Source organism: Arthrobacter sp. StoSoilB5, assembly GCF_019977235.1.
In the GTDB taxonomy this organism is placed as follows: domain Bacteria; phylum Actinomycetota; class Actinomycetes; order Actinomycetales; family Micrococcaceae; genus Arthrobacter.
Window position 1 is genome coordinate 4,109,042 of record NZ_AP024646.1, and the last position, 25,248, is coordinate 4,134,289.

Here is a 25,248-nt window from a genome sequence, read left to right on the forward strand (position 1 = left end):
CATGAGCACCCTCTCCCCCCTTCCAAAAATTGGCACACCCAGCCGCGCCTGGAGGTCGCGCGCCGATGCTTGGGAGTTCCTGGGATACGCCATCAAGCAACTTGCCTTGGACCACAACTCCGCGTCCCCCGATTCAGGCTTGCGCTCCCAGATCAGCCGCACTTTTGCCCTCCTGGACGCCGTGGAGCCCTACTGGGCAGAGCCGGGAGTTGACGCTGTGGCGCAGTTGCGCCAATTGGTCAACGACGGCGACCCCCACGCCGCGCTCGAGCTTCTGGGCGGTTTGGCGCACCTTCCGCTGGCTTCTGGAGCGGAGCCCGGTTCAGTGTCCGGAGTTGTCCAGGAGTCGCTGGAGGACGAGGTTTCGCAAACCGAGCAGGCTGAGCGTCCCCGCTTCGAAGTCTTGGTAGTGGACAACGTCACGGTCCAGGAAGCTGAGTCGCTCAAGAGCAATATGGCAGCCCAGCGCCGTCCTTCCGATGCTTTTACTTACGACATCAATGTGGTTCCCAGCTACGAAGACGCGTTGGTTGCCGTCCTGCTTAACCCGGATATCCAAGCCGTGATCCTGCGTCCGGGTTTTTCCGTTCGCAGCTCCCAGCTACTCGGCAGCGATCTCCGCCGGTTCCTGGCTGGGCACACCCCCGAAGACCTGCAGGCTTTGCGACCTGTCAAACGGATCCTGGGCTTGGCCGAGGAATTATCCGGGCTCCGGCCTGAGTTGGACGTCTACCTGGTTGCAGGCGTTTCCATCGAATCCTTGGCCGGGTCACTGACCAGGAAGTTCCGAAGGATTTTCCGCAGGCAGGATCACCTGGACCTGCATTTGTCCCTGTTGTCCGGGGTTGCAGAACGATACGAAGCTCCGTTCTTCACGGCCCTGCAGGATTACAGCCGTAGGCCCGCAAGCGTCTTCCACGCCCTGCCCATTTCACGGGGCGGATCCGTAGGGAACTCCCCCTGGATCCGGGACATGGCCGATTTTTACGGGACAAACCTTCTTTTGGCGGAGACATCCGCGACCTCCGGCGGCCTTGATTCCCTGCTTGACCCGCACGGATCCATCAAACAGGCGCAGGACCTCGCCGCCCGGGCCTTCGGAGCGCAGAGAACCTACTTTGTTACCAATGGCACCTCCACCGCCAACAAGATCGTTCACCAATCCCTGTTGGCCCCCGGTGACGTTGTGTTGGTTGACCGAAACTGCCACAAGTCCCATCACTACGCGTTCGTGCTCGCCGGTGCCCGGGTTTCATATCTGGATGCCTACCCCTTGGACAAGTACGCCTTCTACGGCGCCGTGCCCTTGGCCAGCCTGAAGCGCAGGCTGCTTGAGTACCGTCGTGCCGGGCGGCTGCACGAAGTCAAAATGGTCACGCTCACCAACTGCACCTTTGACGGAATCGTTTACGACGTGGAACGTGTCATGGAGGAATGCCTGGCCATCAAACCTGATCTGGTGTTCCTCTGGGACGAGGCATGGTTTGCCTTCGCCCGCTCGCATCCCATCTACCGGCGCCGAACGGCGATGGCATCGGCAGCTGCGTTGGAGGCGTCCTTCAGCAACCCGGCCTACGCTGCCCGGTTTGCCGATCAGGCAGCGGCCCTCCATGACCCTGCCACGGGTGAGCCAGTGGATGATGAGGCCTGGCTGAACACCCGGCTGATTCCCGACCCCGCGAAGGCGCGCATCAGGGTCTACGCCACCCAGTCCACGCATAAGACCCTGACATCCCTACGCCAGGGCTCCATGATCCATGTGTACGACCAAGACTTCATGTCGTCCAACCAGGAGTCCTTCCGTGAGGCGTACATGACCCACACCTCCACCTCGCCCAATTACCAAATCCTGGCGTCCCTGGACATTGGCCGGCGGCAGGTGGAGCTTGAAGGTTTTGGCTTGGTCCAGAGGCAATCCGACCTCGCCGTGTCAGTGGCACAAGCCGTGGCACGGCATCCCCTGCTGAAGAAGTACTTCCGTGTGTTGACCTCGCGGGACCTCATTGAGCCCCAATACCGTGAGACCAGCGCCGCCATGCCGTTGCGGGAGGGATTGGCGGAACTTGAGGACGCCTGGCAGCGCGATGAGTTCGTCATCGATCCCAGCCGCCTCACGCTGGATATCAGCAAGACGGGCATCGACGGCGACACGTTCCGCCACAGCTACCTCATGGACGATCACGGAATCCAGGTGAACAAGACGTCCCGGAACACGGTGCTGTTCATGACCAACATCGGCACATCGCGGAGTTCCGTGGCGTACTTGATCGAGGTGCTGGTCAAACTCGCAGAAGATTTCGATAACCCACATCCCTCATCGCGGCCTCGGTCAGTGCCTGTGCTTTCGCCGGCCGGAGGGTCAGCGGGGCTTGGGCAGACGCCGCCACTTCCGGACTTCAGCACATTCGCCACGCGGTTCCGTGTGGACGACGCCTGCGAAGACGGCGACATCCGAGCCGCCTACTTCGAAAGCTACAAGCCGGAATCCACCGCGTACTTGTCCGCCGAGGAGCTGGCCATTGCGGTACGAGAAGGCCAGGAAGTAATTTCCGCCGGCTTCGTTACGCCGTACCCGCCGGGCTTCCCCATCCTCGTCCCGGGCCAGGTCATTACCCGGCAAACGTTGGAGTTCATGGCCGCTTTGGACACGCGCGAAATCCACGGATTCGATCACGAACGCGGCTACCGGGTTTTCGTCGATGGGTCAGTGGTTGAGTCTGGTGTTTCGGAATCTGGCGTTTCGGCAAGTGCTGTCGCAGCGGCCGGCATCGGGCGGCTGCCCGCCGCGTCGTAGGGCGTAACCGGATCCGTCAGGCTCTTTGGCGGGCCCAACCAAAAGCAGGTGCGATGTACTTCGCGACGTTCCCCAGGAGCTTCGCGTTGTACTCGACGCCGAGTTGGTTGGGCACCGTCAGAAGGACCGTATCTGCAGCTTGGACGGCTGCATCGGATGCGAGTTCTTCGGCCAAGGTGTCCGGCTCCCCGATGTAGCTCTTCCCGAAACGGGACAACGCGCCGTCGAGGATTCCTACCTGGTCCTGCCGGTCCGCTTGGGCGCGGAGACCAAAGTAGCGATTGTCCACCTCATCGACGATCGGCAAGATGCTGCGGCTGACTGAAACACGGGGCTCGAAGTCGTGCCCGGCAGCGGCCCAGGCCTCGCGGAACATGTGGATCTGCTCGGCTTGCAGTTGGTCGAACGGGACGCCCGTGTCCTCGGTCAGGAGCGTCGAACTCATGAGGTTCATCCCTTGCTCGGCAGCCCAGACGGCCGTCTTGCGGGTGCCGGCACCCCACCAGATCCGCTGTGGGAGCCCGGGAGAGAGCGGTTGGATGGGGAGGAGTCCGCTGGCTCCGCCTGCATAGTGCGGATCCGCTTGGGCTACGCCGTGCCCGGCAATGGCCTTGCGGAAAAGTGCCGTGTGGCGGCGCGCCATATCGCCGGTGTCCTCGCCTTCGTTCGGGACATGGCCAAAGTTGGCCGCTCCGTTCAGGGCGGGCTCGGGTGAACCACGGCTTATTCCGAGTTGAAGCCGGCCGTCGCTGATGAGATCCGTAGCAGCAGCTTCCTCCGCCATATACAGCGGTGTCTCATAACGCATGTCGATCACGCCGGTGCCCATCTCGATCGTGCTGGTCCGCGCCGCGATTGCGGCGAGCAGCGGGAACGGGGAGGCTTGCTGCCGGGCGAAGTGGTGGACGCGGAAGAACGCGCCGTCGATCCCAAGTTCCTCTGCCGCTACCGCCAGATCGATGCCCTGCTTAAGTGCTTCACCGGCCGACGGTACCAGCGAACCAGGGACGCGTGCCCAATGGCCGAAGGAAAGGAAGCCGATCCGTTTGTTGTGCATGTCCGGGACAACAGCAGTGGGCGCCCGCTAATTCCTCACTCGGCGCGTCGGTAGTGCACGGCGACCGCGCCGTTGCTGAGCGGCTTGGCCGAGATCAGTGCCAGGCGCCTGCTCCTGGGCAGTCCGCCCTGGTGCAGAGTGGGACCGTGGCCGGCGATCACGGGGTGGACCAGGAACTTGTACTCGTCGATGAGGTCCAGGCGGTCCAGCTCGGCGGCAAGTTTGCCGCTACCGACAAGCACGCCGTTAGGAGTCCCGTCCTTGAGATGCTGCACAGCACTGCGCAACTCGCCGTCGAGGTGATGGCTGTTGGTCCAGGGGAAGTCGCTACGGGTCGACGAGACCACATATTTGGGCTTGGTCTCCAGTTTGAGGGCCCAATCGCGCATGGCTGGCGGCGAGTCGACGTCGCCACGGGCCACCAGCGGCCAGTAGGCCTCCATCATTTCGTACGTGGTTCGGCCCCAGAGCATCGCGCCGCTCTCCTCCAGGAGCCGGGTGAAGTGGGCATGCGTCTCGTCGTCGGCGATGCCCTCCCGGTGGTCGATGCAACCATCCAGTGTGACGTTGATGCTGAACGTTAGAAGGCCCATTAGGTGATTCTATGCAGCTAAAGGGGGCCTAGCGGCTGCTGCCCGCCAGCAAACCGCGACGCTGGAGCAGTCGCTTCTCGATCGGTCCGAAAACGAGGAGTTCGATCAGGATGCCCACAGCCAGGATCAACAGGATCGCGGACATGACCACTGCCATGTCGGCCAACGTACGTCCCTGGTCAAGAAGCGAGCCCAGGCCGAAGCCGATAGAGCCACCCACAGCGATGATTTCCGCGGCCATCAAAGAGCGCCAGGAGAACGCCCAGCCCTGCTTCAATCCGCCGATGTACCCGGGAAGTGCAGCAGGAAGGACGATCTGCAGGGCCATCTGAAGCCGGTTCGCGCCGAGCACGGTGCCAACGCTGCGGTACTGGGGCGGGATCTGGTCTACGCCGGAGATGAGCCCGTTGATGATGGACGGGATAGCGCCCATGAACACCACAAAGTAGACGGTGGCGTCGGTCAGGCCAAACCAGATGATCGCCGCAGGCACCCAGGCCACCGACGGCAGGACCTGAAGACCCGAGATCAGCGGCCCAAAGGCCCGCCGTAACGGAGCAACCTGTGCCAGCAACAGACCCACGGGCGTCGCAATCACAACCGAAATCAGGAAGCCGACCAAGCCACGCTGCAACGAGGTCCACACCGATTCCTGGACCTTGCCTTCGCCCCAGAGCGTCACCAACTGGGTGAGCACGTCAAGGGGCCCGGGCACTTGGTCACGGCGCTTGAGGCCGAGGGAAACGTAGAACTGCCAGACGAGGACGAGGACTACCAAGGCAGCGATCGGCAGCAGTATGCGCTTCCATTCGATACCGGCTTTACGTCCGGTATCGGACTGGAGGTTATCCAGGCCCGCTTCGAGGTCGCGCAGCTCTGAGGGGTTGCCCTTCAAGGATGGCGACGTAATGTGCTCGCTGGATTCGCTCACGGGCAGGGTCCGCTCTTGGGTAGTGGTGGGGTTACTTGGCATGGCGGCGGATCTCGTCGCGTAGCCGGCGGGTGATGACTCCGGTCAGCTCCCCAGCACGACCAGCATCAGTTCGGTGTTCTTCGGTCACATCCCATTCCGCCACAACACGGCCAGGACGCGAGGACAAAAGCAGGACGCGCTGGCCCAGCCGCACGGCCTCACGAACGTTGTGGGTCACGAACACGATGGTGCGGCCGGTCTCCTTCCAGATCCGCTCAAGCTCGTCGTGGAGGAGATCGCGCGTGATGGCATCAAGGGCCGCGAAGGGCTCGTCCATCAACAACAGTTGCCGGTCCTGCGCCAGGGAACGGGCAAGGGCAACGCGTTGGCGCATGCCGCCGGACAGCTCGTGTGGACGCTTGTCGCCAGCGCCACCCAGGTGGACGAGTTCCAGCAGTTCAGTTGCCCGTGCGCGGCGGCTGGCCTTGGTGCTGGATTTGTCGGCCAGCTGCAGTGCCAGCTCGATGTTGCCTCGCGCCGTCAACCACGGGAACAGTGCCGAGTCCTGGAACATGAAGGCCGCGCCGTCGCTGGGCACCTCAAGGGCGCCCGACGTCGGATGCTCAAGTCCCGCCATGATGTTCAGCAGCGTGGACTTGCCGCAGCCGGACGCACCGAGGAGGGCAACGAACTCGCCCTGCGCGATGGTGGCGTTGACGTCGTCCAGCACCGGGGCGCCGTCGCCGAAGCGCTTGCCCAGGTTCTCGAGTACGACTGGCATGGTCCCGTCCTTCGTGTTGATTGGTGGAGCTGATATGGCTGAAGGCTGGCCCGCTCCCCCACCTGTTTTCCGAGGGGAAGCGGACCAGCCGGTTGGTGCTTAGTCCTGGCCGAGCCCGGCAGCGGACGTCTTCTTGCCCTCTACTTCGTTCAAGGCCCGGAGGTCGAAGATGCCGTTGATGTCGGCTGCTTTGGTAGTGCCGGCGTCCACGCCGTCCTGCAGGAGCTTCTTGTAGGTTCCAGCGAGCGGATCCGTGGTGAAGGTGATGTTCTTCAGCGCGCGATCGATCACGTTGGCGGGAAGCGGCTTGCCGGCAGTGTCCTTGAGGACCGCGTTGATGGTGCTTGCCTTCTCCTCAGCCGACGCGGAATTCAGCCAGCTCACGGATTCGACGTGACCCTTGAGCAGTGCCTTCACGGTCTCCGGGTGCTCCGAGGCGAACTTCTTGTTCACGATCAGGATGGTGGTGGTGAACTCACCCTTGTCCCACAGGTCCTTCTCGTCCACGAGTACTTTCGCGCCTGCTTCCAGGACCAAACGGGAGGCCCACGGCTCGGGCAACCACGCGCCGTCGAGCTTTCCGTCCTGGAAGAGCTTCAACGTCTGGGCGTTTTCGGTCGGGTTGATGGTGACGTCGCCGCTGCCGTCCGGGTTGGTCTTGTAGCCCTGGTGGCCCAACCAGGCGCGGAGGGCTACGTCCTGCGTACCGCCAAGCTGCGGCGAGGCGAGCACCTTGCCCTTGAGGTCGGCGGCCGAGTTGATTTCGGGCTTGACCACAAGCTGGGCTCCGCCTGCTGCTGCGCCGGCGATGATGCTGATGGACTCGCCTTTGCTCTTGACGAACGAGTTGATGGCCGGGTTCGGGCCGATGTAGGTGGCGTCGATGGCACCGGCGTTCAATGCCTCGATCGCGGCAGGGCCGGCGTTGAAGATCTGCGTGCTCAGCTTGGTGTCGCCGAGGTCCTTGGCGATGATGCCCTTGCTGATGCCCACCAGCGCCGGGCCGTGGGTGACGTTGCTGAAGTAGCCGAGCTTGAGTTCGGCGGCGGGCGACGTTGTGGGCGCCGGTGCTGCCTCGTTGCTGCGGGAGACGGCGGACGCAACCGCGGCGCCTGCACCGATGAGCAGCACCAGGCCGAGGGCGAGGGCGATCTCTACAGTGCGGCGGCGTTTGGGCTTGTTGGTCTCACCGGCGACGATGCGGGTGGTGCCGGAATCGGGCTTCTGTGACTCGGGAGTGTTTGCCATGGGGGTCCTAAGGAGCTGTGGGATGCGAAGGGGCGAAGATCAGGCCCCTAACATCGCCCGTTCTGGGCAAGGAAGGACCATTCCGGAGAGGTCATAAGTTCACAGTAGGGACTGTCATATTTCCGCTTCAATCCCGCAGAAACCAACGTTCACGCAGGGTCACGTGGCGTCATATTCACTGCCATGCCTTCAAAGTTGCGCCGGGTTGTGCGGCACTTGCGTTCACGAAGGGTCACCCGGCGTCATGTTTGCTGCAAGGTCTTCAATGTCCCGTGGCGTGGTGCGGCAGCAGCCACCGATCAGCCTGGCTCCCCGGTCGCGCCAATCAGCGGCGTTTCCGGCGAGGGTAGTGGTGCCGTGCCCGCCCGCGGAAGGTCCCCAGGTCTTCGTGACGGCGTCGTAGGTCTCCCCGGAGTTCGGGTACGCGACCAAGGGTTTGTCCGAGACCTCGTTGAGCGTCCCAAGCGCCGAGGTCACCAGGTCCAGCGGCACGCAGTTAACCCCGACGGCGGCCACCCTCGGTTCCGCGCTGAGCAGCGCAACCACATCCGCCAGTGGGGTTCCGTCGCTGATGTGTTCCGCGTCCCGCAGCGTGAACGTAAACCAGGATTCGACGTCGAACTCCGCCACGAGCGCCAACAGTGCCTCTGCCTCGGCGAACGATGGCAGCGTCTCGCACGCCAGGAAATCCGCTCCGGCCTCCACGAGCGCAGCGATCCGGGGACGGTGGAACTCCATGAAGTCGGCGCGGCTCAGTGTGTAATCGCCCCGGTACTCCGAGCCATCAGCAAGATAGGCACCATACGGGCCCACGGAGCCGGCCACCAGAAGCGGGCGCTTGGAAGGGTTCGCCTCGGCATGCTCGCGCCGTGCCTGGTCTGCAAGCTGCACACTCAAAGCCACCAGATCCAAGGCCTCGCGCTCCCCTAGGCCACGCCGCGCGAACCCCTGGGGAGTGGCCTGGTAGCTGGCCGTGATGGCCACGGAGGCACCGGCGTCGAAATAGTCCCTGTGGACCTGCTTGATCAGGTGTGGCTGCTCCAGCAGAACCTTGGCGGACCACAATGCGTCCTCCAGATCACAGCCATGGGCTTCCAGTTCCGTGGCCAGCGCGCCGTCCAGGACGAGGTCCTGACCTGAATCCAACAAGGTGCTAAGTGCTATGTTCCGCGGCATATAGTGATCTTCCTGCTAATCGCTCAATGAAAAAACCGCAGCTTGTTCGAAATCCCCGCCGTACAAGGCCGGGAATTTCGAACAAGCTGCGGTCTATCTGACTCTTCGACCTTAGATGACGTAACGCTCGTCTTCGTGATCGCCCGGGTGGTCCTTGACCAGGCCCGCGGCAAGGGTGTTGCCGTCGATGGGGTCGATCACCAGGAAAGCGCCCGTACGGCGGTGGTGCAGGTAGTTCTCCAGCGGCAACGCGGCAGCCAGGCGCAGCTGGGCGTGGCCGATGTCGTTGAGCTCCAGGCTTGAAGCCGGCTCCACGTTGAACGTAGCGAGATCAAGCTTGCCGGTGACATTCCGGACCAAGGCCTGGACCGTGCGCGTACCGTGCTTCACCAGGACTTTCTGGCCTTCACGCAGCGGCTTGGGCGAGAGCCAGCACAGCGACGCGTACAGATCGGCAGTGCTTTCGCGGACCGTGCCGGCAGCAGCGATCGTGTCGCCACGGGCGATGTCGATCTCGTCGGCCAGACGGACGGCAACGGACTGCGGAGCAGCCGCTTCCTGAAGTTCCTTACCGGCGAAGTCGATGCCAATGACCCGAGTGATTCGCGGTTCGTGGCCAGGGCTCAGGACAGTCACTTCGTCGCCGACCTTGACGGAACCCTCGGTGATCTGGCCAGCGTAGGCGCGGTAATCGCGGTATGCCTCCACGTCCAAGCCACCAGCCACAGCATCAGGCGCCAAGGCACCCTGCGGACGGATGACCAGCTGCACGGGGAAGCGGAAGCTCTCCAGTTCGGCCTCAAGCTCGTCGGCTGCCGGGAGCGTTTCGAGGACCTCCAGCAGAGCGGGACCGCTGTACCAGGGGGTGCGGTCCGAGCGGTCCACGACGTTGTCGCCGTCGAGCGCTGAAACCGGCACCACCAGCAGGTCAGCCACGCCATCGGACCCAAGTCCCAGCTCGCGGGCAACCTTCTGCACGTCCGCCTCGATGTCGCGGAAGACCTGCTCGCTGAAGTCAACGAGGTCGATCTTGTTCACGGCAACAATCACGTGGGCCACGCGAAGCAGCTGCAGCACGGACAGGTGCCGGCGGGTCTGCTCAAGGACACCCTTGCGGGCGTCAATGAGTACGACGACGGCATCCGCAGTGGACGCGCCGGTCACCGTGTTCTTGGTGTACTGAACGTGGCCGGGGCAGTCCGCCAGGATGAAGCTGCGGCGGTCCGTGGCGAAGTAGCGGTAAGCGACGTCGATGGTGATGCCCTGCTCCCGCTCGGCACGCAGGCCGTCGGTCAGGAGGGCGAGGTCGATCCCACCCTTGTCCCCGCCGAAGCCGCGGTCCGCAGAGGTACGGGCAACAGCGTCGAGCGTGTCAGCAAGAATTGCCTTCGAGTCGTGAAGGAGGCGGCCCACCAAAGTGGACTTGCCGTCATCAACCGATCCGGCAGTAGCGAAGCGGAAGAGAGTAGACGGGAGCTGCGCGGACTCAAGGCCGCCGTCAAGGAATACGGTATCGGTGCTCATTTAGAAGTAGCCGTCCTTCTTGCGGTCTTCCATGGCTGCCTCGGAGATGCGGTCATCTGCTCGGGTGGCGCCACGTTCGGTCAGGGTGGAGGCAGCGACTTCAACTACGACGTCGGCCACGGTGCGTGCGTCGGATTCGACGGCACCGGTGCAGGACATGTCGCCAACTGTGCGGTAGCGAACCAGCTTGGTGATGACTTCCTCGTGCGGCAACGGTTCGGAAACCTCGCCCACTGCACGCCACATGCCGTCGCGGGCGAAGACCTCGCGCTCGTGGGCGTAGTACAGGCTGGGGAGCTCGATGTTCTCGCGCTCGATGTACCGCCAGATGTCCAGCTCGGTCCAGTTGCTGATGGGGAATGCACGGACGTGCTGGCCCACCGTGTGGCGGCCGTTGTACAGGTTCCACAGCTCGGGGCGCTGGTTGCGCGGGTCCCACTGGCCGAACTCGTCACGGAGGCTCAGGATGCGCTCCTTGGCGCGGGCCTTGTCCTCGTCGCGACGGCCGCCGCCGAACACAGCGTCGAACTTGTTGCGCTGGATGGCATCCAACAGCGGGACTGTCTGCAGCGGGTTGCGGGTGCCATCGGCACGCTCGGCCAATTCGCCGCGGTCAATGAACTCCTGGACCGAACCAACAACCAGCTTCAGGCCAAGTCGCTCAACCGTGCGGTCACGGAAATCGATGACCTCCGGGAAGTTGTGGCCGGTGTCCACGTGCAGGACCGGGAAAGGAACCTTGCCGGGCCAGAAAGCCTTGGTGGCCAGGTGCAGCATGACCACGGAGTCCTTGCCGCCGGAGAACAGCAGCGCAGGCTTCTCGAACTCAGCAACAACCTCGCGGATGATATGGATTGCTTCGGACTCGAGGGTGTCCAGTGAGCTCAACCGCTCAGCTGAAGGGCCGCCGTGCCCGCTTCGCGATGCCCGCCACGCCGCGGCGGCCCCTTCAGCTTCGCTCTGCAACTGGTTCAACTCGAGGTCCTCGCTGGTTGTTTGGGTGCTCATGTGTGTAGTCCGCATTCTGTCTTGTCGGATCCAGCCCAGCGGCCGGCACGGGGATCTTCACCCGGGGCCACTTTGCGGGTGCAGGGCTGGCAGCCGATGGACGGGTAGCCCTGGCTCAGGAGGGGGTTGACGGGAAGGATGTTGTCCTCGGAGTACTCGACCAGCTGGTCGAAAGTCCAGTCGACCATCGGGTTCACCTTGACCAGGCCGAAGCCCTCGTCCCAGGTGATCACCGGCGTATTGGTGCGGGTGGGGCCTTCGTCGCGTCGGACTCCGGTGAACCACACTTCGTAGCCAGCCAGCGAGCGGCGCAGCGGCTCCACCTTGCGCAGCGCGCAGCACTGGGCGGGGTCGCGGGCGAACAGGTCCTTGCCCAGCAGGCGGTCCTGCTGTTCCACCGTGTTCTCCGGAAGGACGTCCACCACGTTGACGCGCAGGTTCGCCGCGACTTCGTCGCGGGTCTCGTACGTTTCCTTGAAGTGGTAGCCGGTCTCCAGGAACAAAACGTCGACGCCGGGAAGCTGGTCCGCGACCAAAGCCGGCAGTACGGCGTCGGCCATGGAGCAGGCGACCGTCACTGCAGGCAGTTCGAAGTTCCGGGCCACCCAGGCGATGACATCGCGGGCGGGGGCATTCCAACCGAGCTCGGCAGCTCCGGCCTCGGCCAGAGCCTTGAGTTCTTCGTGGGAGCGCTTAGTAGCAACGGTCACTGGAGGTCTCCTTCATCGGCGGAGTGTGCCCACTCTGCGAAAGTCTGGCCCTCGGCGCCAACAGCGACGAACTTACGGACCACACGCTCCACGTAATCGGGCAATTCTTCGACCGTGACCTTGAGGCCGCGGACGGTGCGTCCCAAACCGGCTTCCTCACGCTCGTTGTTAGCCAGCCCGCCGCCAAGGTGGACCTGGAAACCCGGGGTGGGGTCGCCGTCGGGCGTTGGCAGCATCATGCCCTTAAGGCCGATGTCCGCGGTCTGGATGCGGGCGCAGGAATTGGGGCAGCCGTTGATGTGGAGGGACAGTGCCTGCGGCAGCTGCTTGGTCTCCACGAGGTCAGCCAGGCGGCGTTCCAGCTCGGCGATCGCCGTGGCCGCGGTGACCTTGGTTTCCACGATGGCGAGCTTGCAGAACTCGATGCCCGTGCAGGCGATGGTGCCGCGGCGGAACACGGACGGGCGGGCGGAAAGGCCCAGGGTGTCCAGTTCAGCGATGAGCGGCTCCACCTGCTCCTTGGCAACGTCCAAGATGACGAGCTTCTGGTGAGGAGTAGTGCGCAGGCGGTAGGTGCCGTGCTGTTCCAGCGTGTCGGCGAGCTTGACCAGCGCCTCTCCGGACGTGCGGCCCACAGTGGGGGTCACGCCGATGAAGAACTTGCCGTCCTTCTGCTCGTGGACACCGATGTGGTCTCCGGGAGCCGTGGGCTTGGGAGCGGCGGGGCCGTCCGGCAGCTTGAAGCCGAGGTATTCGTCTTCCAGGATCTGGCGGAACTTGGCCGGACCCCAGTCGTTCATGAGGAACTTCAGGCGGGCCTTGGTGCGCATGCGACGGTAGCCGTAGTCGCGGAAGATGCTGGTGACGCCCAGCCATACTTCAGCGGCGACGTCGGCCGAGACGAACACACCGAGGCGCTCGGCAAGGCGCGGGTTGGTGGACAAACCGCCGCCAACCCAGAGGTCGTAACCGGCACCGAGCTCGGGGTGGACAACACCCACCAGGGCGAAGTCGTTGATCTCGTGCACCACGTCCTGGGACGGGTGGCCCGTGATGGCGGTCTTGTACTTACGAGGCAGGTTGGCCAGCTCCGGGTCGCCGATGAAACGCTCGGCGAGCTCGTGGATGAGCGGCGTGGGGTCGATGATCTCGTCCTTGGCGATGCCGGCGACCGGGGAGCCGAGGATGACGCGGGGAACGTCGCCGCAGGCCTCGGTGGTGGACAGGCCGATGGATTCGAGGCGGCGCCAGATTTCCGGCACGTCCTCCACGCGGATCCAGTGCAGCTGGATGTTCTGGCGGTCCGTGAGGTCGGCCGAGCCGCGGGCGAAGTCCACGGAGATCTGGCCGATGACGCGCAGCTGCTCGGTGGTCAGCGCACCGCCATCGATGCGCACGCGCAGCATGAAGTACTTGTCTTCGAGCTCGTGCGGCTCAAGCGTGGCGGTCTTGCCGCCGTCGATCCCGGGCTTGCGCTGGGTGTAGAGGCCCCACCAGCGGAAACGGCCATGGAGGTCCGTACCGTCGATCGAGTCGAAGCCCTCTTTGGAGTAGACAGACTCGATCCGCTCACGGACGTTCAGTCCGTTGTCTTCCTGCTTCCAGGTTTCGTTGGCGTTGAGTGGCGCAGTGCCATCAACCTTCCACTGACCGTGGGGCTTGGCGGCAGGGCGGGTGCGTGCTGGGCGCGAGGGGACTGCGGCGTCCGAGGGCGCACCGGCTACAGCTGTATCTGTCATACGTCGACTTTAGGTCTGGCCAGTTTTCGTCAGCAAAGGTCCGGAAACGCTAAGTCACCTAGGGAAACATTTCGTCACGAACACGCCAGCGGCCTTGTCCCGAGGGCCTGCATATGCAGGTCCTTTTTGGGGCTCCCGCTGCGCAAACAAAGGTTAGGACGCCCTTGCCAGCACTGCGTCGTAACGCTCCAGCGCTATCTCTGCGAGAACCGGCGACGGCAACAGTGGAGCCGTAACAATATCCGCTCCGGCCTTGGCCAGTTGGTCGTGGAAGTAGCCGGTTGCCAGCAGGTACGAGGACACGAAGACCCTGCCTGTTCCACCGTCTTCGGCAAGTTCGGCACGCAAGGAGGCGACGCCGTCGGGCACTGTTGGCTTCGCGCTGGCACCGTAGGCGACCCGAACCTTGTTCGGCAGCAGCTCAGCGAGTTGCCGCGCCTGCTCCTCCGAGTCCACCGACCCGTCCGGAAGCGACGATCCGGCGGCAGCCAGCAGCACGCCGTCGTGCTCGGTCAGGCCAGCGGCGCGCAGCTGCGCGGCGAGCAGCTCAGCCAGTCGCGGATCCGGGCCCAGCGGCCTCGCGGCTACTACCTCCGGCCGGCTCTTGATGGCCTTGGGCACGTCCACCTTGATGTGGAAGCCTGTGCTGAGCAAAAGCGGTACAACGACGGCGGCAGTCCCCTCAGGCAGGCCCTCCACTACCCCGGACAACTCGGGTTCCTGCACGTCCACGTACGCCTCAAGGACCTGCAGACCCGGGCGGAGGGCCTCAATTTCGGCCATGACGTGGCGGATGGCGGCCTGGCCTTCGGCGTTGCGGGTTCCGTGGGCGCAGGCGATCAAAACGGGGCTGTTCATGGGAGCTAGCGTAACGTTGAGCCAGCACCTACTGAGAGTCGCAGGCAGAAAGAACCCGTCCACTTGATTTCCATCGACATTGTCCTTCTGTGGCTTGACCTGGTCGGCGTGTTCTTCTTCGCGGTCTCGGGTTCGCTGCTGGCAGCCCGCAAACAATTCGACATCGTGGGTTCAGTTCTCCTCGCCTCCATTGTGTCGCTGGGTGGCGGCGCGATCCGCGACGTCGTCATCAACGCCGGACCTCCCGTGGCCTTCACAAACCCGGTCTACCTGGTTCCGCCACTGCTGGCTGCGCTGCTGGTCTACTTCCTCTTCTCCTCCGTGCAGCGCTTCACATCCCTACTAACACTGTTCGACGCCGGCGGGCTGGCACTGTTCTGCATCACCGGGACTTTGAAGGCGCTCACCGCGGGGATGAACCCCGTTGCTGCGATCCTGTTGGGCGTCACCACGGCAGTAGGCGGCGGACTGTTGCGCGACATCACCGCCAACGAGATTCCTACTCTTTTTGATGCCCGCGACATTTACGCCTTACCGGCTTTTGTGGGGGCCGGTTTGACCACATTGCTCTGGCACCTTGGCCTGTTCAGCGGACTCACCGCATGCTTGGTAGCCGGCATTGTTTTTGCTTTCCGCGTCACAGCCTGGAGGCGGAGTTGGTACGTGCCGTTGGCCGTGCGTGGTTGGCAGCGCGGAGGCACCGGGGCGGGCGCAATTTCGGGTGCCCGCGATTAGCTAGGATAAGAGCATGACTGACATGTTCCTCGAGAAGTTCCGCGCGCTGGTCCCAAAGTATCTCGAGGATGAATGGCAGGAAGAAGACGGCCTCACGCCCGACGAACTGGACGACGCCCTCGCTGACCACTCCTTCACCATCCCGCTTGCCCTGCGCGAGTTCTACCTCGCCCTCGGTGGCTGCGAGGACCTCATGGAGGCGTACCACTACTTCTGGGATCCCGAGGAACTCGAGGTAGATGACGAAGGCTTCCTCATGTTCCTGGAGGACGAAGAGGAACAATTCACCTGGGGATTCCGCATTGCCGATGTCAGCATCCCGGACCCCATTGTGTGGCGCCGGAACAACGCCCGCGGCCAGTGGAAGAGCGAAGAAGGCACGTTCTCCGAGTTCGTCTTCGACATGTTCGAGTGGGCGTTCAACGACGAAGACTAGGTTTTGACTGGCGGCCCCTGCGCTCCCTTTTGGGTGGCGTGGGGGCTGTTTTGTTGCGGCTCCGCGCGGTCACGACCCACTTTCAACTGGAAACCAGCCCGGACGCGCCGCACCAGCGGCGTGTCGCCCACTTTTGGTCCTCAAAGTAGGTCGTGACGGTACACGCGCGCTGATTCACGACGGCGGTACCCACCCGGGTGCGTAGCGCGCCGGTGCATACCGGCCGACTTCCCTGTTCAGAAGGACAGTCAACACCTCCTCAACCATTCGCTGGGGGTGATGCACCACATCCACGTAGTAGTAGTGCAGCGTCAGCAGGCCTCCCCGGACACCGGCATTGTTCCGATACTGGTCTTTCCTTACCTGCTTGCCTTCCAAGTGGGTTCTGCCGTCGAGTTCAACAATCAGGCATTCATTGATCAAGCAATCCACCTCCCCTACGCCAGGCAATTCCACGTGCATCCGCACCCTGAGTCCGGCGCGGACAAAATGGGTATGGGCGAGTACCTCCAGGAGCGAATCTGCCCTGGGGAGCACCAAGTCAAGGATTGCCCGGAGTTTCCCGTTCCTGTTCCCCGGTAATTTGGATCGAAGGAAGTCGGTTGTCAGCAAAGCTTGACTAACCGCACTCTGCACCAGCACCACCGCTTCAAGTTCGGGTCGGCACCTCAGTGCATGCAGCAAGACATCAGCCACCCCCGCCACAGGCAGATATGGGTGGACGGGATGCAAACAGTCACCGTGATGCACCACTCGGTGCCTGGGTCGCCCAGTTCCGCAGCTCAGATGAAGTTGCTCGGGGACGCTCAGAGTCCAAAGACGGTAAAACCGGGCTGCCGAAATACAGGTCAGCCGACCGTTGGCCCGGAAGGCCGCCACGATCTCGAGGTCCGCATCCTTTGATACGTAAACGCCTCGGTGCAGCCGAAGTATTGTGCCATCGAGAACAGCGCGTTCCACGGCCCTTCTGGGAAAGCCTGCCCTCTCGAGTGCACCGGTGGTTGCGGCCCCATACCGACGACGAAGAAATTCATTGAAGTCCATCAGTCAACGCTGCAGCCGAGAGAAATGCCTTGGGGGCAGCATTCGGCTGTATGTGGATAACTCCGACGTACGACCACGCCCCACTTTGGCGCCAAATGGCTACCGTCACACCTGGATCCCGGCGTGTCGGCCGGCACCACATTTCAGACTAGGTCGTGGAGGTACCAGCGAGTCTGTAAATAGCCGTGGCCCACATTAAATTTTCGTTGACTCAGAAAGTTGCATATATGACAGGTTTGTCATAAGCTATTCACGGATCCACTAAATGCCTCCGGTGGGTCTGATGCGAACGGAGATTGTGGTCCCGGTTCGGTGCAACGTATGACTCGTAATGTTGCAGCGAGCCGGGGCCATTCCTTTTAAGCCAGCGCAAGATCCGCGGTAATCAAGTACGGGGCGAGCGACGTGTGCGGCCAGCAACCACTTTGAACGCACGACGCCGGCGACTCGCCGCAGTGCCTGGCGCGCCGCGGACCTTGCGCGCCCAAAGTGGGTCGTGACGGACCCCGTGAACGCATGCAACGGGGCACGCTAACAAAAAGACATACGCCCGAACCAACGAGGTTCGAGCGCCTGCCGGGTCTAAAGGCTGGGCCTGAAGGCTGAGCCCAAACAAGGTCAGGAACCCACAGCCACAAGGGGAAAGTTAGCTGCTCCGGTCCACCACAGCGTGAGCGAAGTTAGTAAGCGACGTCTTCACTACGCCCTCGGGCAGTGGCGCAAGGGCTGCAATTGCCTCCGAAGACCACTGGCGGGCGATCTTCCAGGATTCAGTGGTCACCGGGTGCTCCCGCAGGCCAGCCACAGCCTCGGCGAGAGCGGCATCCGAAGACAAGTCACCGTCCACCAACTCCAGCAGGGCGGCCGCGGAGGAATCCCCCGCTGCAGCGTCCCGGCGCAGGAGGAGCACGGGCAAAGTGGGCACGCCTTCGCGCAGATCGGTGCCCGGGGACTTGCCGGACTTGACCTTTACACCGGTGACATCGATGACGTCGTCGGCAAGCTGGAAGGCCACGCCCACCTTCTCGCCGTACTCAACCAAGACGTCCTCGAACGCTTCGTCGGCACCGGCAAAGATCGCGCCAAGTTGGCCGGAGGCTGCAACCAGGGAGCCAGTCTTGTCGGCGATGACGGACAGGTAGTGCTCAACCGCGTCTTCGTCCTCACGCGGGCCCACGGTTTCGTGGAGCTGGCCAAGGCACAGGCGTTCGAAGGTGCGGGCCTGGATGCCGAGGGCGCGGGAACCGAGTTCGGAGACGAGAATGGAGGCGCGGGCAAAGATGAGGTCGCCTGTGAGGATTGCCACGGAGTTGCCCCAGACCTCGTGAGCTGTCGGGGCGCCGCGGCGGAAGGGGGCGGAGTCCATGACGTCGTCGTGGTACAGGGTGGCGAGGTGCGTCAGTTCAACCACGACAGCCGCCTGGACCACCTCGGGACGGGATGCATCTCCAAGGTGTGCGCACAGCAAAGTCAGCAGCGGACGGATGCGCTTGCCGCCGGCTTCCACCAGGTGGCGCGACGTCGCGTCAGCCAGGGGATCCGAGTTGGAGATGGCTTCGCGAAGCTTTTTCTCCACGCGGGCGAGGTTTGTGGTGATGGCTGGGCCGAGTTCGGCGTCGCCGGCGATGGCGGCAAATCCGGCGGGCAGCTGGAGTCCCGTTGCGATCGCGGTGGTGTTGGGAGCAGGCTCAACAGTGTCCGGCAGGCCGTGCCCGGCATGCGTCCAGCTGTGTTCGGCAGAGTTCGTCACGGCTTAACCCTAACTAGTTGTTGCGGAAACCGCGGTGTCGGAGTCTGCCGGCTTAAAAGGACGGACAGAGGAAACGTTGGACGTGGCCGGGACGAGCATCTCAAGGACGCGGATCACGCGGTCTTCGAAGCCCTTCGCGGACGGATCCGTGAGGTTGGCAAGCATACGCACCACGAAGCGCATGAGCACCGGAATGGGCATGCCCGTGCGCAATGCAAGCTTCATGACGGCGGGCTTCCCGATCAAGGAAGCAAACATGCGGCCCAAGGTGAAGTGCGATCCCCATTGGTCCCGCACATGGTCCGCGTACCGCGAAAGGTGGGCGTCGGCGTCGTCGGCGGTCCATCCGGCAGAAGCGGACCGGGCGGCACAATCGACAATAAACTCGGCCGCGAACCGGGCCGACTCCATGGCGTAGGAGATGCCCTCGCCGTTGAACGGGGAAACCATGCCGCCGGCGTCGCCCAGCAGGAGCAGCCCTGGCGAGTAGTGCGGCGTGCGGTTGAAGCCCATGGGCAGTGCGGCGCCGCGGATCTCCCCCACTTGGTTTTCGGGGGTGAAGCCCCAGTCAGCGGGCATGCCGGCGGTCCATTCGCGAAGGACCTGCTTGTAGTCCAGCTTGCCGAATTCCTTTGAAGAGTTCAGGATCCCGAGGCCAACGTTGGACGTTCCGTCGCCCACGCCGAACACCCAGCCGTAACCGGGCAACGGCTTGCCGGACTTGCCGGGGAGCTCCAGCCAGCCTTCCATCCAGTCGTCTTCGTGCCGGGGAGAAGTGAAGTACGTGCGTACGGCGACGCCCAGCGGACGGTCGTCACGTTTGTGCATGCCCAGCGACACGGCGGTTCGCGTGGAGTTGCCGTCCGCGGCGAGTACGACGTCGGCATGGAAGTCGCGCGTTTCGCCGGTCTTGCGTCCGGACTCGTCAAGGATGGACACCCGTGCGCCGATGACGCGCCCGTCGTCAGCTGTCAGGGCGGAAGTGACGCTGTGGCGTTCAAGCACGACGGCGCCCGCGGCCTGCGCGTGACGGGCCAACTCTTCGTCGAAGCCCAGACGCGTCCGAATCAGTCCGTACGTGGGAAAGTCTGAAACCTCAGGCCACGGCAGCTCGATGGTACGGCCACCGGCGATCAGGCGGAGACCTTTATTACGGCGCCAGCCCTCTGATTCGGCGTGCGGCAACCCAAGCTTCTGGATTTCCCGAACCGCCCGAGGGGTCAGGCCATCGCCGCAAACTTTTTCACGCGGGAAGCTCGTCTTTTCCAGCACCGTGACGTCAATGCCGGCCTGGGCGAGGTAATACGCAGCGGTGGACCCGGCGGGCCCCGCGCCAACTATCAGTACTTTCACATCGTCCTAAATAAGTGGCACGTCAGCTGGGCTGGCTGCCGGACCGTCGCGGTTTGATCTGGCGGCGCAGCTTGGCGACGGGAACGCTTTCGCGGTGTTCGGCGGGCTTCTGCGCGCGGTGCACCGCTACGATACCGCCGCTGAGGTTGCGGTAGGTGATGTCCGTCCAGCCAGCCTCGCTAAGCCACTGGGCCAGGTGGTCCTGATCCGGCCAGGCACGGATCGACTCTGCCAGGTAGACGTAGGCGTCCGGGTTGGAGGAGACCTTGGTGGCGATGGCCGGGAGGGCACGCATCAGGTACTCGGTGTAAAGGTTGCGCCACAGGGGAACTACGGGCTGCGAGAACTCGGCGATGACGAGCCGGCCGCCGGGCTTGGTGACGCGGAGCATTTCCTCGAGCGCCTTGCGCGGTTCCACGACGTTCCGCAGGCCGAAGGAAATGGTGGACGCGTCAAAGCTGTTGTCCGCGAAGGGCAGGTTGGTGGCGTCGCCTGCAATGAAGTCGATGTCCGGGCGGCGGCGCTTGCCCACCTTGAGCATGCCCAGGGAGAAGTCGCAAGCCACAACGTCCACGCCGGCGTCGGCATAGGGTTCGCTGGAAGTGCCCGTTCCAGCGGCGAGGTCCAGGACCCGCTGGCCCACCCTGACATCCATGGCATCAACCACGATCCGGCGCCACCGCCGCGTCTGCCCCATGGAGAGGACGTCATTCACGACGTCGTATTTGGGGGCGACATCGTCAAACATCGTCGCAACTTCGTCCGGACGCTTTTCCAAGGATGCTCGGTTCACCCTGTAATTGTCTCAGACATTCAGCCGACTTTGCTGCGCTGTAGAACTCGGCTCAGGTTCTGGTGGCACGCGGGAGTACTGTTGTTCCATCATGACGAGCACGCTCCGTACCTTGACAGTCCCCCTCGATGTCGAATCATCCTCCGGGGGGCTGCCGTCGTTTCTGGTCCGGGACGACGTCCTCTGCTGGTCACGCCGCGAAGCCGGTCTGGTGGGGTACGGCGAGCTGACCCGGTTCAGCGCCTCGGGCCCTGAACGCTTCCTTGAAGCCGATATCTGGTGGCGGCACCTCATCCTTGAAGCCGAAATCACTGACCACGTGGAGATTCCGGGCACTGGCCCGGTGGCGTTCGGCTCGTTCGCTTTTTCCAAGATGTCCCCGCACGTTTCCCGGCTGATTGTCCCTGAAATGGTGGTTGGCATCCGCGATGGCCGCGCCTGGGCAACCCAACTAACGTTCGACGACGCCCAGCTCACCGAGGCGGGTGTCCTCGCCGCCCTGGACCGCTGGCTCAGTGGTGGCGAGCCGAACGGTGAGGATTCGGCGGCAGGCGGATCCGACGTCGGGCTGTCACCTGATGCTTTGTCGCCCGACGGTGCGTACCTCAGCCGCGGCTCCTTGAGCGAAACGGATTGGATGCAGGCCGTCTCCAACGGCGTGGCGGAAATCCGCGCCGGCAAGCTGGAGAAGCTTGTGTTGGCGCGCGACGTCGTAGCCAACCTTCCTGCGGGCGTGAACGCCGCGGAGGTGCTTCGCCAACTCGCTGCAAGGTACCGGGAATGCTGGACCTACGGTGTTGACGGCCTGGTGGGCGCGACGCCGGAAATGCTGATTCAGGTAGAGGGCCGCACAGCTCAGGCCCGCGTGCTGGCAGGAACGTTGGATCGCCGCGACGCCGAAGGCGTTGACGGATCCCCCATGGCATACGCAGAGCGGGTTCTGGCCGGATCCGAAAAGCAGCGCCACGAGCACGAGATCGCTATTGATTCGCTGACACGCCAGCTGGCGCCGTTTTCCGAGGCGATGAACTCCCATAGTGAGCCCTTCATTCTTGAACTGCCCAACGTGTGGCATTTGGCCTCGGACGTCAAGGCTGAGCTTGCTGATATCGAAGGTCACGTGCCCACATGTTTGGCCTTGATCAACGCGTTGCATCCCACTGCGGCCGTCTGCGGAACACCCACCTTGGTGGCAGGAGCGCTCATCCGGAAACTCGAGCATCTGGACCGCGGACCGTACGCCGGGCCGGTGGGTTGGTTGGACGCCGCAGGCAATGGCGAGTGGGGCATTGCCCTGCGCGGCGCGGTCATAGAGGACGCCAATACAGTGCGCCTTTACGCGGGCTGCGGGATCGTGGAAGGTTCCCAGCCGGAGGCTGAACTCGCTGAGACATGGGCGAAATTCCGGCCAATGCTTGAGGCGCTGGGCATCCAGCGCTGAATCTGGGATCTCAGACTGGGACTGCCGGCCGGCGCTTGCATATTCGCTAAACTAGTTATCTGATAGTGAAACTAAGTTTCCTGTGATGCACATCTCACGTTCGGCGCTACACTAAAACCGACTCAGTTCAGCATCCACTGCAACAAAAGGTAAAAAACATGCAGATCTCCCGTTCGGTTCTGTCCGGCACCAAGATGGCCGCCGTGCTCGCAGCAGGCGTCCTGGCCCTGACCGCTTGCGGTGGCTCCTCCACCCCGGCAGCCTCGAGTGAATCGGGCCCCAAGCTCATCAACGCCGGCAAACTCACGGTGTGCTCCGATGTCCCTTACGAGCCCTTCGAATTCCAGAAGGACGGCAAGATCGTCGGCTTCGACATGGACATTGCCAATGAAGTGGCCAAGGACCTTAAGGCCGAACTCAACGTAGTGGACAGCTCCTTCGAAGCAATCGAGACCGGCACGGCACTGACTGGTTGCGACGTCTCCATCTCCTCAATCTCCATCACCGACGTCCGCAAGAACGTCATGGACTTCTCCAACCCCTACATGGACGACGACCTGACCCTCGTCGCTACCTCATCGTCGGGCATCAACAACCTCGACGGCGCCAAGGGCAAGAAGGTGGGCGTCCAGCAGGCCACCACCGGCGCCCAGTACGCAAAGGACAAGGGAATCGACGCCCAGCAGTTCGAAGACTCCGGTCTCCTGGTCCAAGCCCTCAAGGCAGGCACCATCGACGCCGCAGTGGGCAACCAGTCGGTTCTGGGCTACGCCATCATGGGCGATTCCAAGCTCAAGCGCGTTGAAGACTACGCAACAGGCGAGAAGCTGGGCATCTCCATCAAGAAGGGCAACACGGCCATGGCTGATGCCGTCAACGCCACTCTGAAGCGCATCACCGATGACGGCACCCTGAAGAAATTCCAGACGACCTGGTTCGGCGAAGCCACCAAGAAGTAGTCCGAGCCCCGGCTCCCAAGAATCACGCAGGCGGGCCCCGCAACGATCTGTCCAGGCAGTCCGTTCGGGGCCCCACCTGCGCAACACGAATGTGAGAACACCATGGCAATGACTGCACGTCAACGAGCCAAAGTCAGTCTGTACGTCCAGGCCGGGATCTTCGTTGTGGCCGTGGCCGCAGTGATCCTCGCCGTGGATTGGAAGACCGTTGGAAACAGCGTCTTCAACTTCGCCAAAATCGGCCCGATGTTCCCGGATATCTTCCTGATCGGCCTCAAGAACACCCTCATCTACACGGCACTTGCCTTCGTTGTGGGCCTCTCCGGCGGCCTGCTGCTCGCCCTGATGAAGCTCTCCTCTTTCCCGCTGTACCGCTGGCTCGCTACCGGTTACATCGAGTTCTTCCGCGGCGTTCCTGCCCTGCTGGTGTTCATCGCCTTTGGCTACGGCGTGCCCCTCGCATTTGGCGTTCAGTGGGACGTCAACATTGTGGTCATGGTCTCCCTCGGTATGGTGGCCTCCGCATACATCGCCGAAACCCTGCGCGCCGGACTCCAGGCCGTTCCCAAGGGACAGATGGAAGCCGCGCGCTCACTCGGCATGCCGCACTGGCGCGCGATGGTCTCCATCGTCATTCCCCAGGCGTTCAAAATCGTCCTGCCGCCGTTGACCAACGAGATCATCCTGCTCACCAAGGACTCCTCGCTGATCTACGTCCTTGGCCTCACCGCGTCCCAGTATGAGCTGACCAAGTTCGGCCGCGACGGTATCTCCAGCCTCGGCGCCGGGCTGACCCCGTTGCTCGTGGCGGGTGCCTTCTACCTGGTCATCACCATCCCCTTGAGCCTCCTGGCACGGAAGTTCGAAAGCCGCTCCGCGCGGACGAAGCGATAGGCAGGACAGTCATGAACGACGTCGTAAACAACCCAGCGACCGTCCAGGCCGCGGGCGTGAACATCAAGGATCTGCGCAAGTCCTACGGAAGCAATGAGGTCCTCAAGGGAATCTCGCTTACCGTGGAGCCAGGCCAGGTTGTCTGCCTGATCGGCCCTTCCGGTTCCGGAAAGTCCACCCTCCTGCGCTGCGTGAACCTTCTGGAGCACCCGAACGCGGGCACCATCAACGTGGGCAAGTTCGAGGCAACCGACCCCGATGTAGACCTCAACCGCATGCGTCAAAGCGTTGGCATGGTGTTCCAGCACTTCAACCTTTTCCCCCACCTGAGCGTGCTGGACAACTGCACCATCTCCCAGATGAAGGTCCTCAAGCGGTCCAGGTCCGAGGCCGCCGAAGTGGCTCGCCGCAACCTGGAACGTGTTGGCCTTGGACACCTTGCTGACCGCTTCCCTGACCAGCTCTCCGGCGGCCAGCAGCAGCGCGTTGCCATTGCGCGCGCGCTGTCCATGGACCCGCAGCTGATGTTGTTCGATGAGCCAACGTCCGCCCTTGACCCGGAGACGGTGGGCGATGTCCTTGCCGTTATGCGCAAACTGGCCCAGGAAGGCATGACCATGCTGGTGGTCACCCACGAGATGGGCTTCGCCCGCGAGGTGGCTGACCGCGTGGTCTTCATGGATGCCGGCGTAGTAGTGGAGGAAGGCCCGGCGGAACACGTCATCAGTGCCCCGTCCCAGCCGCGAACCAAGGAATTCCTGCGCCGCGTCCTGGACCCGACGCACATCGACGTCGTGGAGGACTAGGTCCACCGCTACGTTGGCCTTTGCGGCTTGCTGGACAGCTCGCGCCACGCAAATTCGTAAGCGCGACGCATGCGGGAGGGCGACACCTATATATAGGTGTCGCCCTCCCGTATTTGTATCAGCTATGAATTTGCGCGTCCCGCAGAAGCACGACGGCGGCGGGGAACCCCCGCTGCCTCGAGCTCGGCTTCCAGCCGACCCGGCGATAGGAGGTCACTCCACACCAACCGGACAACGCCGCGGCCCGTCGCCCGGATGGCATTTTCGCGGTCCTTTTCAGCAACAACAACCTGCGAAGGAGTGCGTCCCTTCAGAAATTCCGGTTTCATATACTTTTCACGGCCGTCGAATTCCCCCACTATTCGAACATCCCTCCAGTAGTAGTCGCTGTAGACAATCCCCTGCTTGGTCTGAATCGGGCATTGGAGCTCCGGTGTGGCGAACCCGGACACATGCATCAGGCCACGGGCATAGGACTCCCCCGGCGAACCTGAATTTGGGACGGCAAACTCAACAGCTGCAATGATCCTGCGGGCTGCCGCCTTCGAGTATCTGCCGTCGATGGCAGCCAGCAACTCAACCTGTCTGAGCGCAGCCTTCCCGATGTGTGCGGCCACGCTCGCGGGATCCGCCCCG

The 25,248-nt window shown here is 63.2% G+C and carries 23 protein-coding genes and 1 pseudogene; 7 read left to right on the forward strand and 17 right to left on the reverse strand.

What is annotated here, in order from left to right; all coding sequences use genetic code 11:
- The first annotated feature begins 1 nt into the window (after position 1).
- Positions 2 to 2,794, forward strand: coding sequence for an aminotransferase class I/II-fold pyridoxal phosphate-dependent enzyme (locus LDN75_RS18615; RefSeq protein ID WP_223934182.1), 2,793 nt, complete (start codon positions 2 to 4; stop codon positions 2,792 to 2,794).
- A gap of 16 nt (positions 2,795 to 2,810) precedes the next feature.
- Here LDN75_RS18615 and LDN75_RS18620 read toward each other — a convergent pair whose 3' ends face one another.
- The 11 genes from LDN75_RS18620 to LDN75_RS18670 form a co-directional block, all read right to left on the reverse strand.
- Positions 2,811 to 3,851 (reverse strand): LLM class flavin-dependent oxidoreductase, encoded by a 1,041-nt coding sequence (locus LDN75_RS18620; RefSeq protein ID WP_223934183.1) that lies wholly within the window; start codon positions 3,849 to 3,851, stop codon positions 2,811 to 2,813.
- 35 nt (positions 3,852 to 3,886) lie between these two features.
- Complete coding sequence (locus tag LDN75_RS18625) at positions 3,887 to 4,444, reverse strand: dihydrofolate reductase family protein (RefSeq protein ID WP_223934184.1); 558 nt, start codon at positions 4,442 to 4,444, stop codon at positions 3,887 to 3,889.
- 28 nt (positions 4,445 to 4,472) lie between these two features.
- Entirely contained in the window at positions 4,473 to 5,417 is a 945-nt protein-coding gene (locus tag LDN75_RS18630; protein ID WP_223934185.1) for an ABC transporter permease, read from the reverse strand.
- On the reverse strand, positions 5,407 to 6,138 hold the full coding sequence (locus tag LDN75_RS18635; protein ID WP_223934186.1) for an ABC transporter ATP-binding protein: 732 nt from the start codon (positions 6,136 to 6,138) through the stop codon (positions 5,407 to 5,409). Before LDN75_RS18635 ends, LDN75_RS18630 begins: the two co-directional genes overlap by 11 nt.
- Positions 6,139 to 6,237: 99 nt before the next feature.
- A complete protein-coding gene (locus LDN75_RS18640) occupies positions 6,238 to 7,386 on the reverse strand; it encodes an ABC transporter substrate-binding protein (protein ID WP_223934187.1) in 1,149 nt (382 codons plus the stop codon).
- Between the two features lie 222 nt (positions 7,387 to 7,608).
- Positions 7,609 to 8,562: a homocysteine S-methyltransferase gene (gene mmuM / locus LDN75_RS18645; RefSeq protein WP_223934188.1), complete on the reverse strand. Its 954-nt coding sequence runs from the start codon at positions 8,560 to 8,562 to the stop codon at positions 7,609 to 7,611.
- A 111-nt stretch (positions 8,563 to 8,673) separates the two neighbouring features.
- Positions 8,674 to 10,086, reverse strand: coding sequence for a GTP-binding protein (locus tag LDN75_RS18650; RefSeq protein WP_223934189.1), 1,413 nt, complete (start codon positions 10,084 to 10,086; stop codon positions 8,674 to 8,676).
- On the reverse strand, positions 10,087 to 11,094 hold the full coding sequence (gene cysD, locus LDN75_RS18655) for a sulfate adenylyltransferase subunit CysD (RefSeq protein WP_223934190.1): 1,008 nt from the start codon (positions 11,092 to 11,094) through the stop codon (positions 10,087 to 10,089). It abuts the gene before it with no gap.
- A complete protein-coding gene (locus tag LDN75_RS18660) occupies positions 11,091 to 11,804 on the reverse strand; it encodes a phosphoadenylyl-sulfate reductase (protein ID WP_223934191.1) in 714 nt (237 codons plus the stop codon). The genes cysD and LDN75_RS18660 overlap by 4 nt, the downstream gene beginning before the upstream one ends.
- Entirely contained in the window at positions 11,801 to 13,543 is a 1,743-nt protein-coding gene (locus LDN75_RS18665) for a nitrite/sulfite reductase (RefSeq protein WP_223934192.1), read from the reverse strand. The genes LDN75_RS18660 and LDN75_RS18665 overlap by 4 nt, the downstream gene beginning before the upstream one ends.
- Before the next feature lie 153 nt (positions 13,544 to 13,696).
- Entirely contained in the window at positions 13,697 to 14,464 is a 768-nt protein-coding gene (locus LDN75_RS18670) for a CbiX/SirB N-terminal domain-containing protein (protein ID WP_223934193.1), read from the reverse strand.
- On the opposite strand from LDN75_RS18670, the gene LDN75_RS18675 reads away from it, so the two are divergent.
- Together LDN75_RS18675 and LDN75_RS18680 are read left to right on the forward strand one after the other, a co-directional pair.
- On the forward strand, positions 14,465 to 15,136 hold the full coding sequence (locus tag LDN75_RS18675; protein ID WP_223934194.1) for a trimeric intracellular cation channel family protein: 672 nt from the start codon (positions 14,465 to 14,467) through the stop codon (positions 15,134 to 15,136).
- Positions 15,137 to 15,149: 13 nt separating this feature from the next.
- The gene (locus LDN75_RS18680; RefSeq protein ID WP_223934195.1) at positions 15,150 to 15,572 is read left to right on the forward strand and encodes a hypothetical protein; all 423 of its coding nucleotides are present in this window, start codon (positions 15,150 to 15,152) and stop codon (positions 15,570 to 15,572) included.
- Between the two features lie 174 nt (positions 15,573 to 15,746).
- On the opposite strand, the gene LDN75_RS24290 is transcribed toward LDN75_RS18680, so the two are convergent.
- The 5 genes and pseudogenes from LDN75_RS24290 to LDN75_RS18700 form a co-directional block, all read right to left on the reverse strand.
- The gene (locus LDN75_RS24290) at positions 15,747 to 15,995 is read right to left on the reverse strand and encodes a DUF559 domain-containing protein (protein WP_346347182.1); all 249 of its coding nucleotides are present in this window, start codon (positions 15,993 to 15,995) and stop codon (positions 15,747 to 15,749) included.
- Between the two features lie 540 nt (positions 15,996 to 16,535).
- Positions 16,536 to 16,616 (reverse strand): annotated as a pseudogene (locus tag LDN75_RS24295) (hypothetical protein); the annotation flags it as partial.
- A 646-nt stretch (positions 16,617 to 17,262) separates the two neighbouring features.
- On the reverse strand, positions 17,263 to 18,366 hold the full coding sequence (locus LDN75_RS18690) for a polyprenyl synthetase family protein (protein ID WP_223934197.1): 1,104 nt from the start codon (positions 18,364 to 18,366) through the stop codon (positions 17,263 to 17,265).
- Positions 18,367 to 18,375: 9 nt separating this feature from the next.
- Complete coding sequence (locus LDN75_RS18695) at positions 18,376 to 19,719, reverse strand: geranylgeranyl reductase family protein (protein WP_223934198.1); 1,344 nt, start codon at positions 19,717 to 19,719, stop codon at positions 18,376 to 18,378.
- 22 nt (positions 19,720 to 19,741) lie between these two features.
- Positions 19,742 to 20,512, reverse strand: coding sequence for a demethylmenaquinone methyltransferase (locus LDN75_RS18700; RefSeq protein WP_223934199.1), 771 nt, complete (start codon positions 20,510 to 20,512; stop codon positions 19,742 to 19,744).
- A 91-nt stretch (positions 20,513 to 20,603) separates the two neighbouring features.
- On the opposite strand from LDN75_RS18700, the gene LDN75_RS18705 reads away from it, so the two are divergent.
- From LDN75_RS18705 to LDN75_RS18720, 4 genes are all read left to right on the forward strand, one after another.
- Positions 20,604 to 21,953 carry an isochorismate synthase gene (locus LDN75_RS18705; RefSeq protein ID WP_223934200.1) on the forward strand — a complete coding sequence of 450 codons (1,350 nt, stop codon included), beginning with the start codon at positions 20,604 to 20,606 and terminating at the stop codon, positions 21,951 to 21,953.
- A gap of 158 nt (positions 21,954 to 22,111) precedes the next feature.
- Positions 22,112 to 22,912: an ABC transporter substrate-binding protein gene (locus LDN75_RS18710; RefSeq protein ID WP_223934201.1), complete on the forward strand. Its 801-nt coding sequence runs from the start codon at positions 22,112 to 22,114 to the stop codon at positions 22,910 to 22,912.
- A 102-nt stretch (positions 22,913 to 23,014) separates the two neighbouring features.
- On the forward strand, positions 23,015 to 23,806 hold the full coding sequence (locus LDN75_RS18715; RefSeq protein WP_223934202.1) for an amino acid ABC transporter permease: 792 nt from the start codon (positions 23,015 to 23,017) through the stop codon (positions 23,804 to 23,806).
- A gap of 11 nt (positions 23,807 to 23,817) precedes the next feature.
- On the forward strand, positions 23,818 to 24,612 hold the full coding sequence (locus LDN75_RS18720; protein WP_223934203.1) for an amino acid ABC transporter ATP-binding protein: 795 nt from the start codon (positions 23,818 to 23,820) through the stop codon (positions 24,610 to 24,612).
- Between the two features lie 122 nt (positions 24,613 to 24,734).
- On the opposite strand, the gene LDN75_RS18725 is transcribed toward LDN75_RS18720, so the two are convergent.
- Complete coding sequence (locus tag LDN75_RS18725) at positions 24,735 to 25,229, reverse strand: hypothetical protein (RefSeq protein WP_223934204.1); 495 nt, start codon at positions 25,227 to 25,229, stop codon at positions 24,735 to 24,737.
- Positions 25,230 to 25,248: the final 19 nt, after the last annotated feature.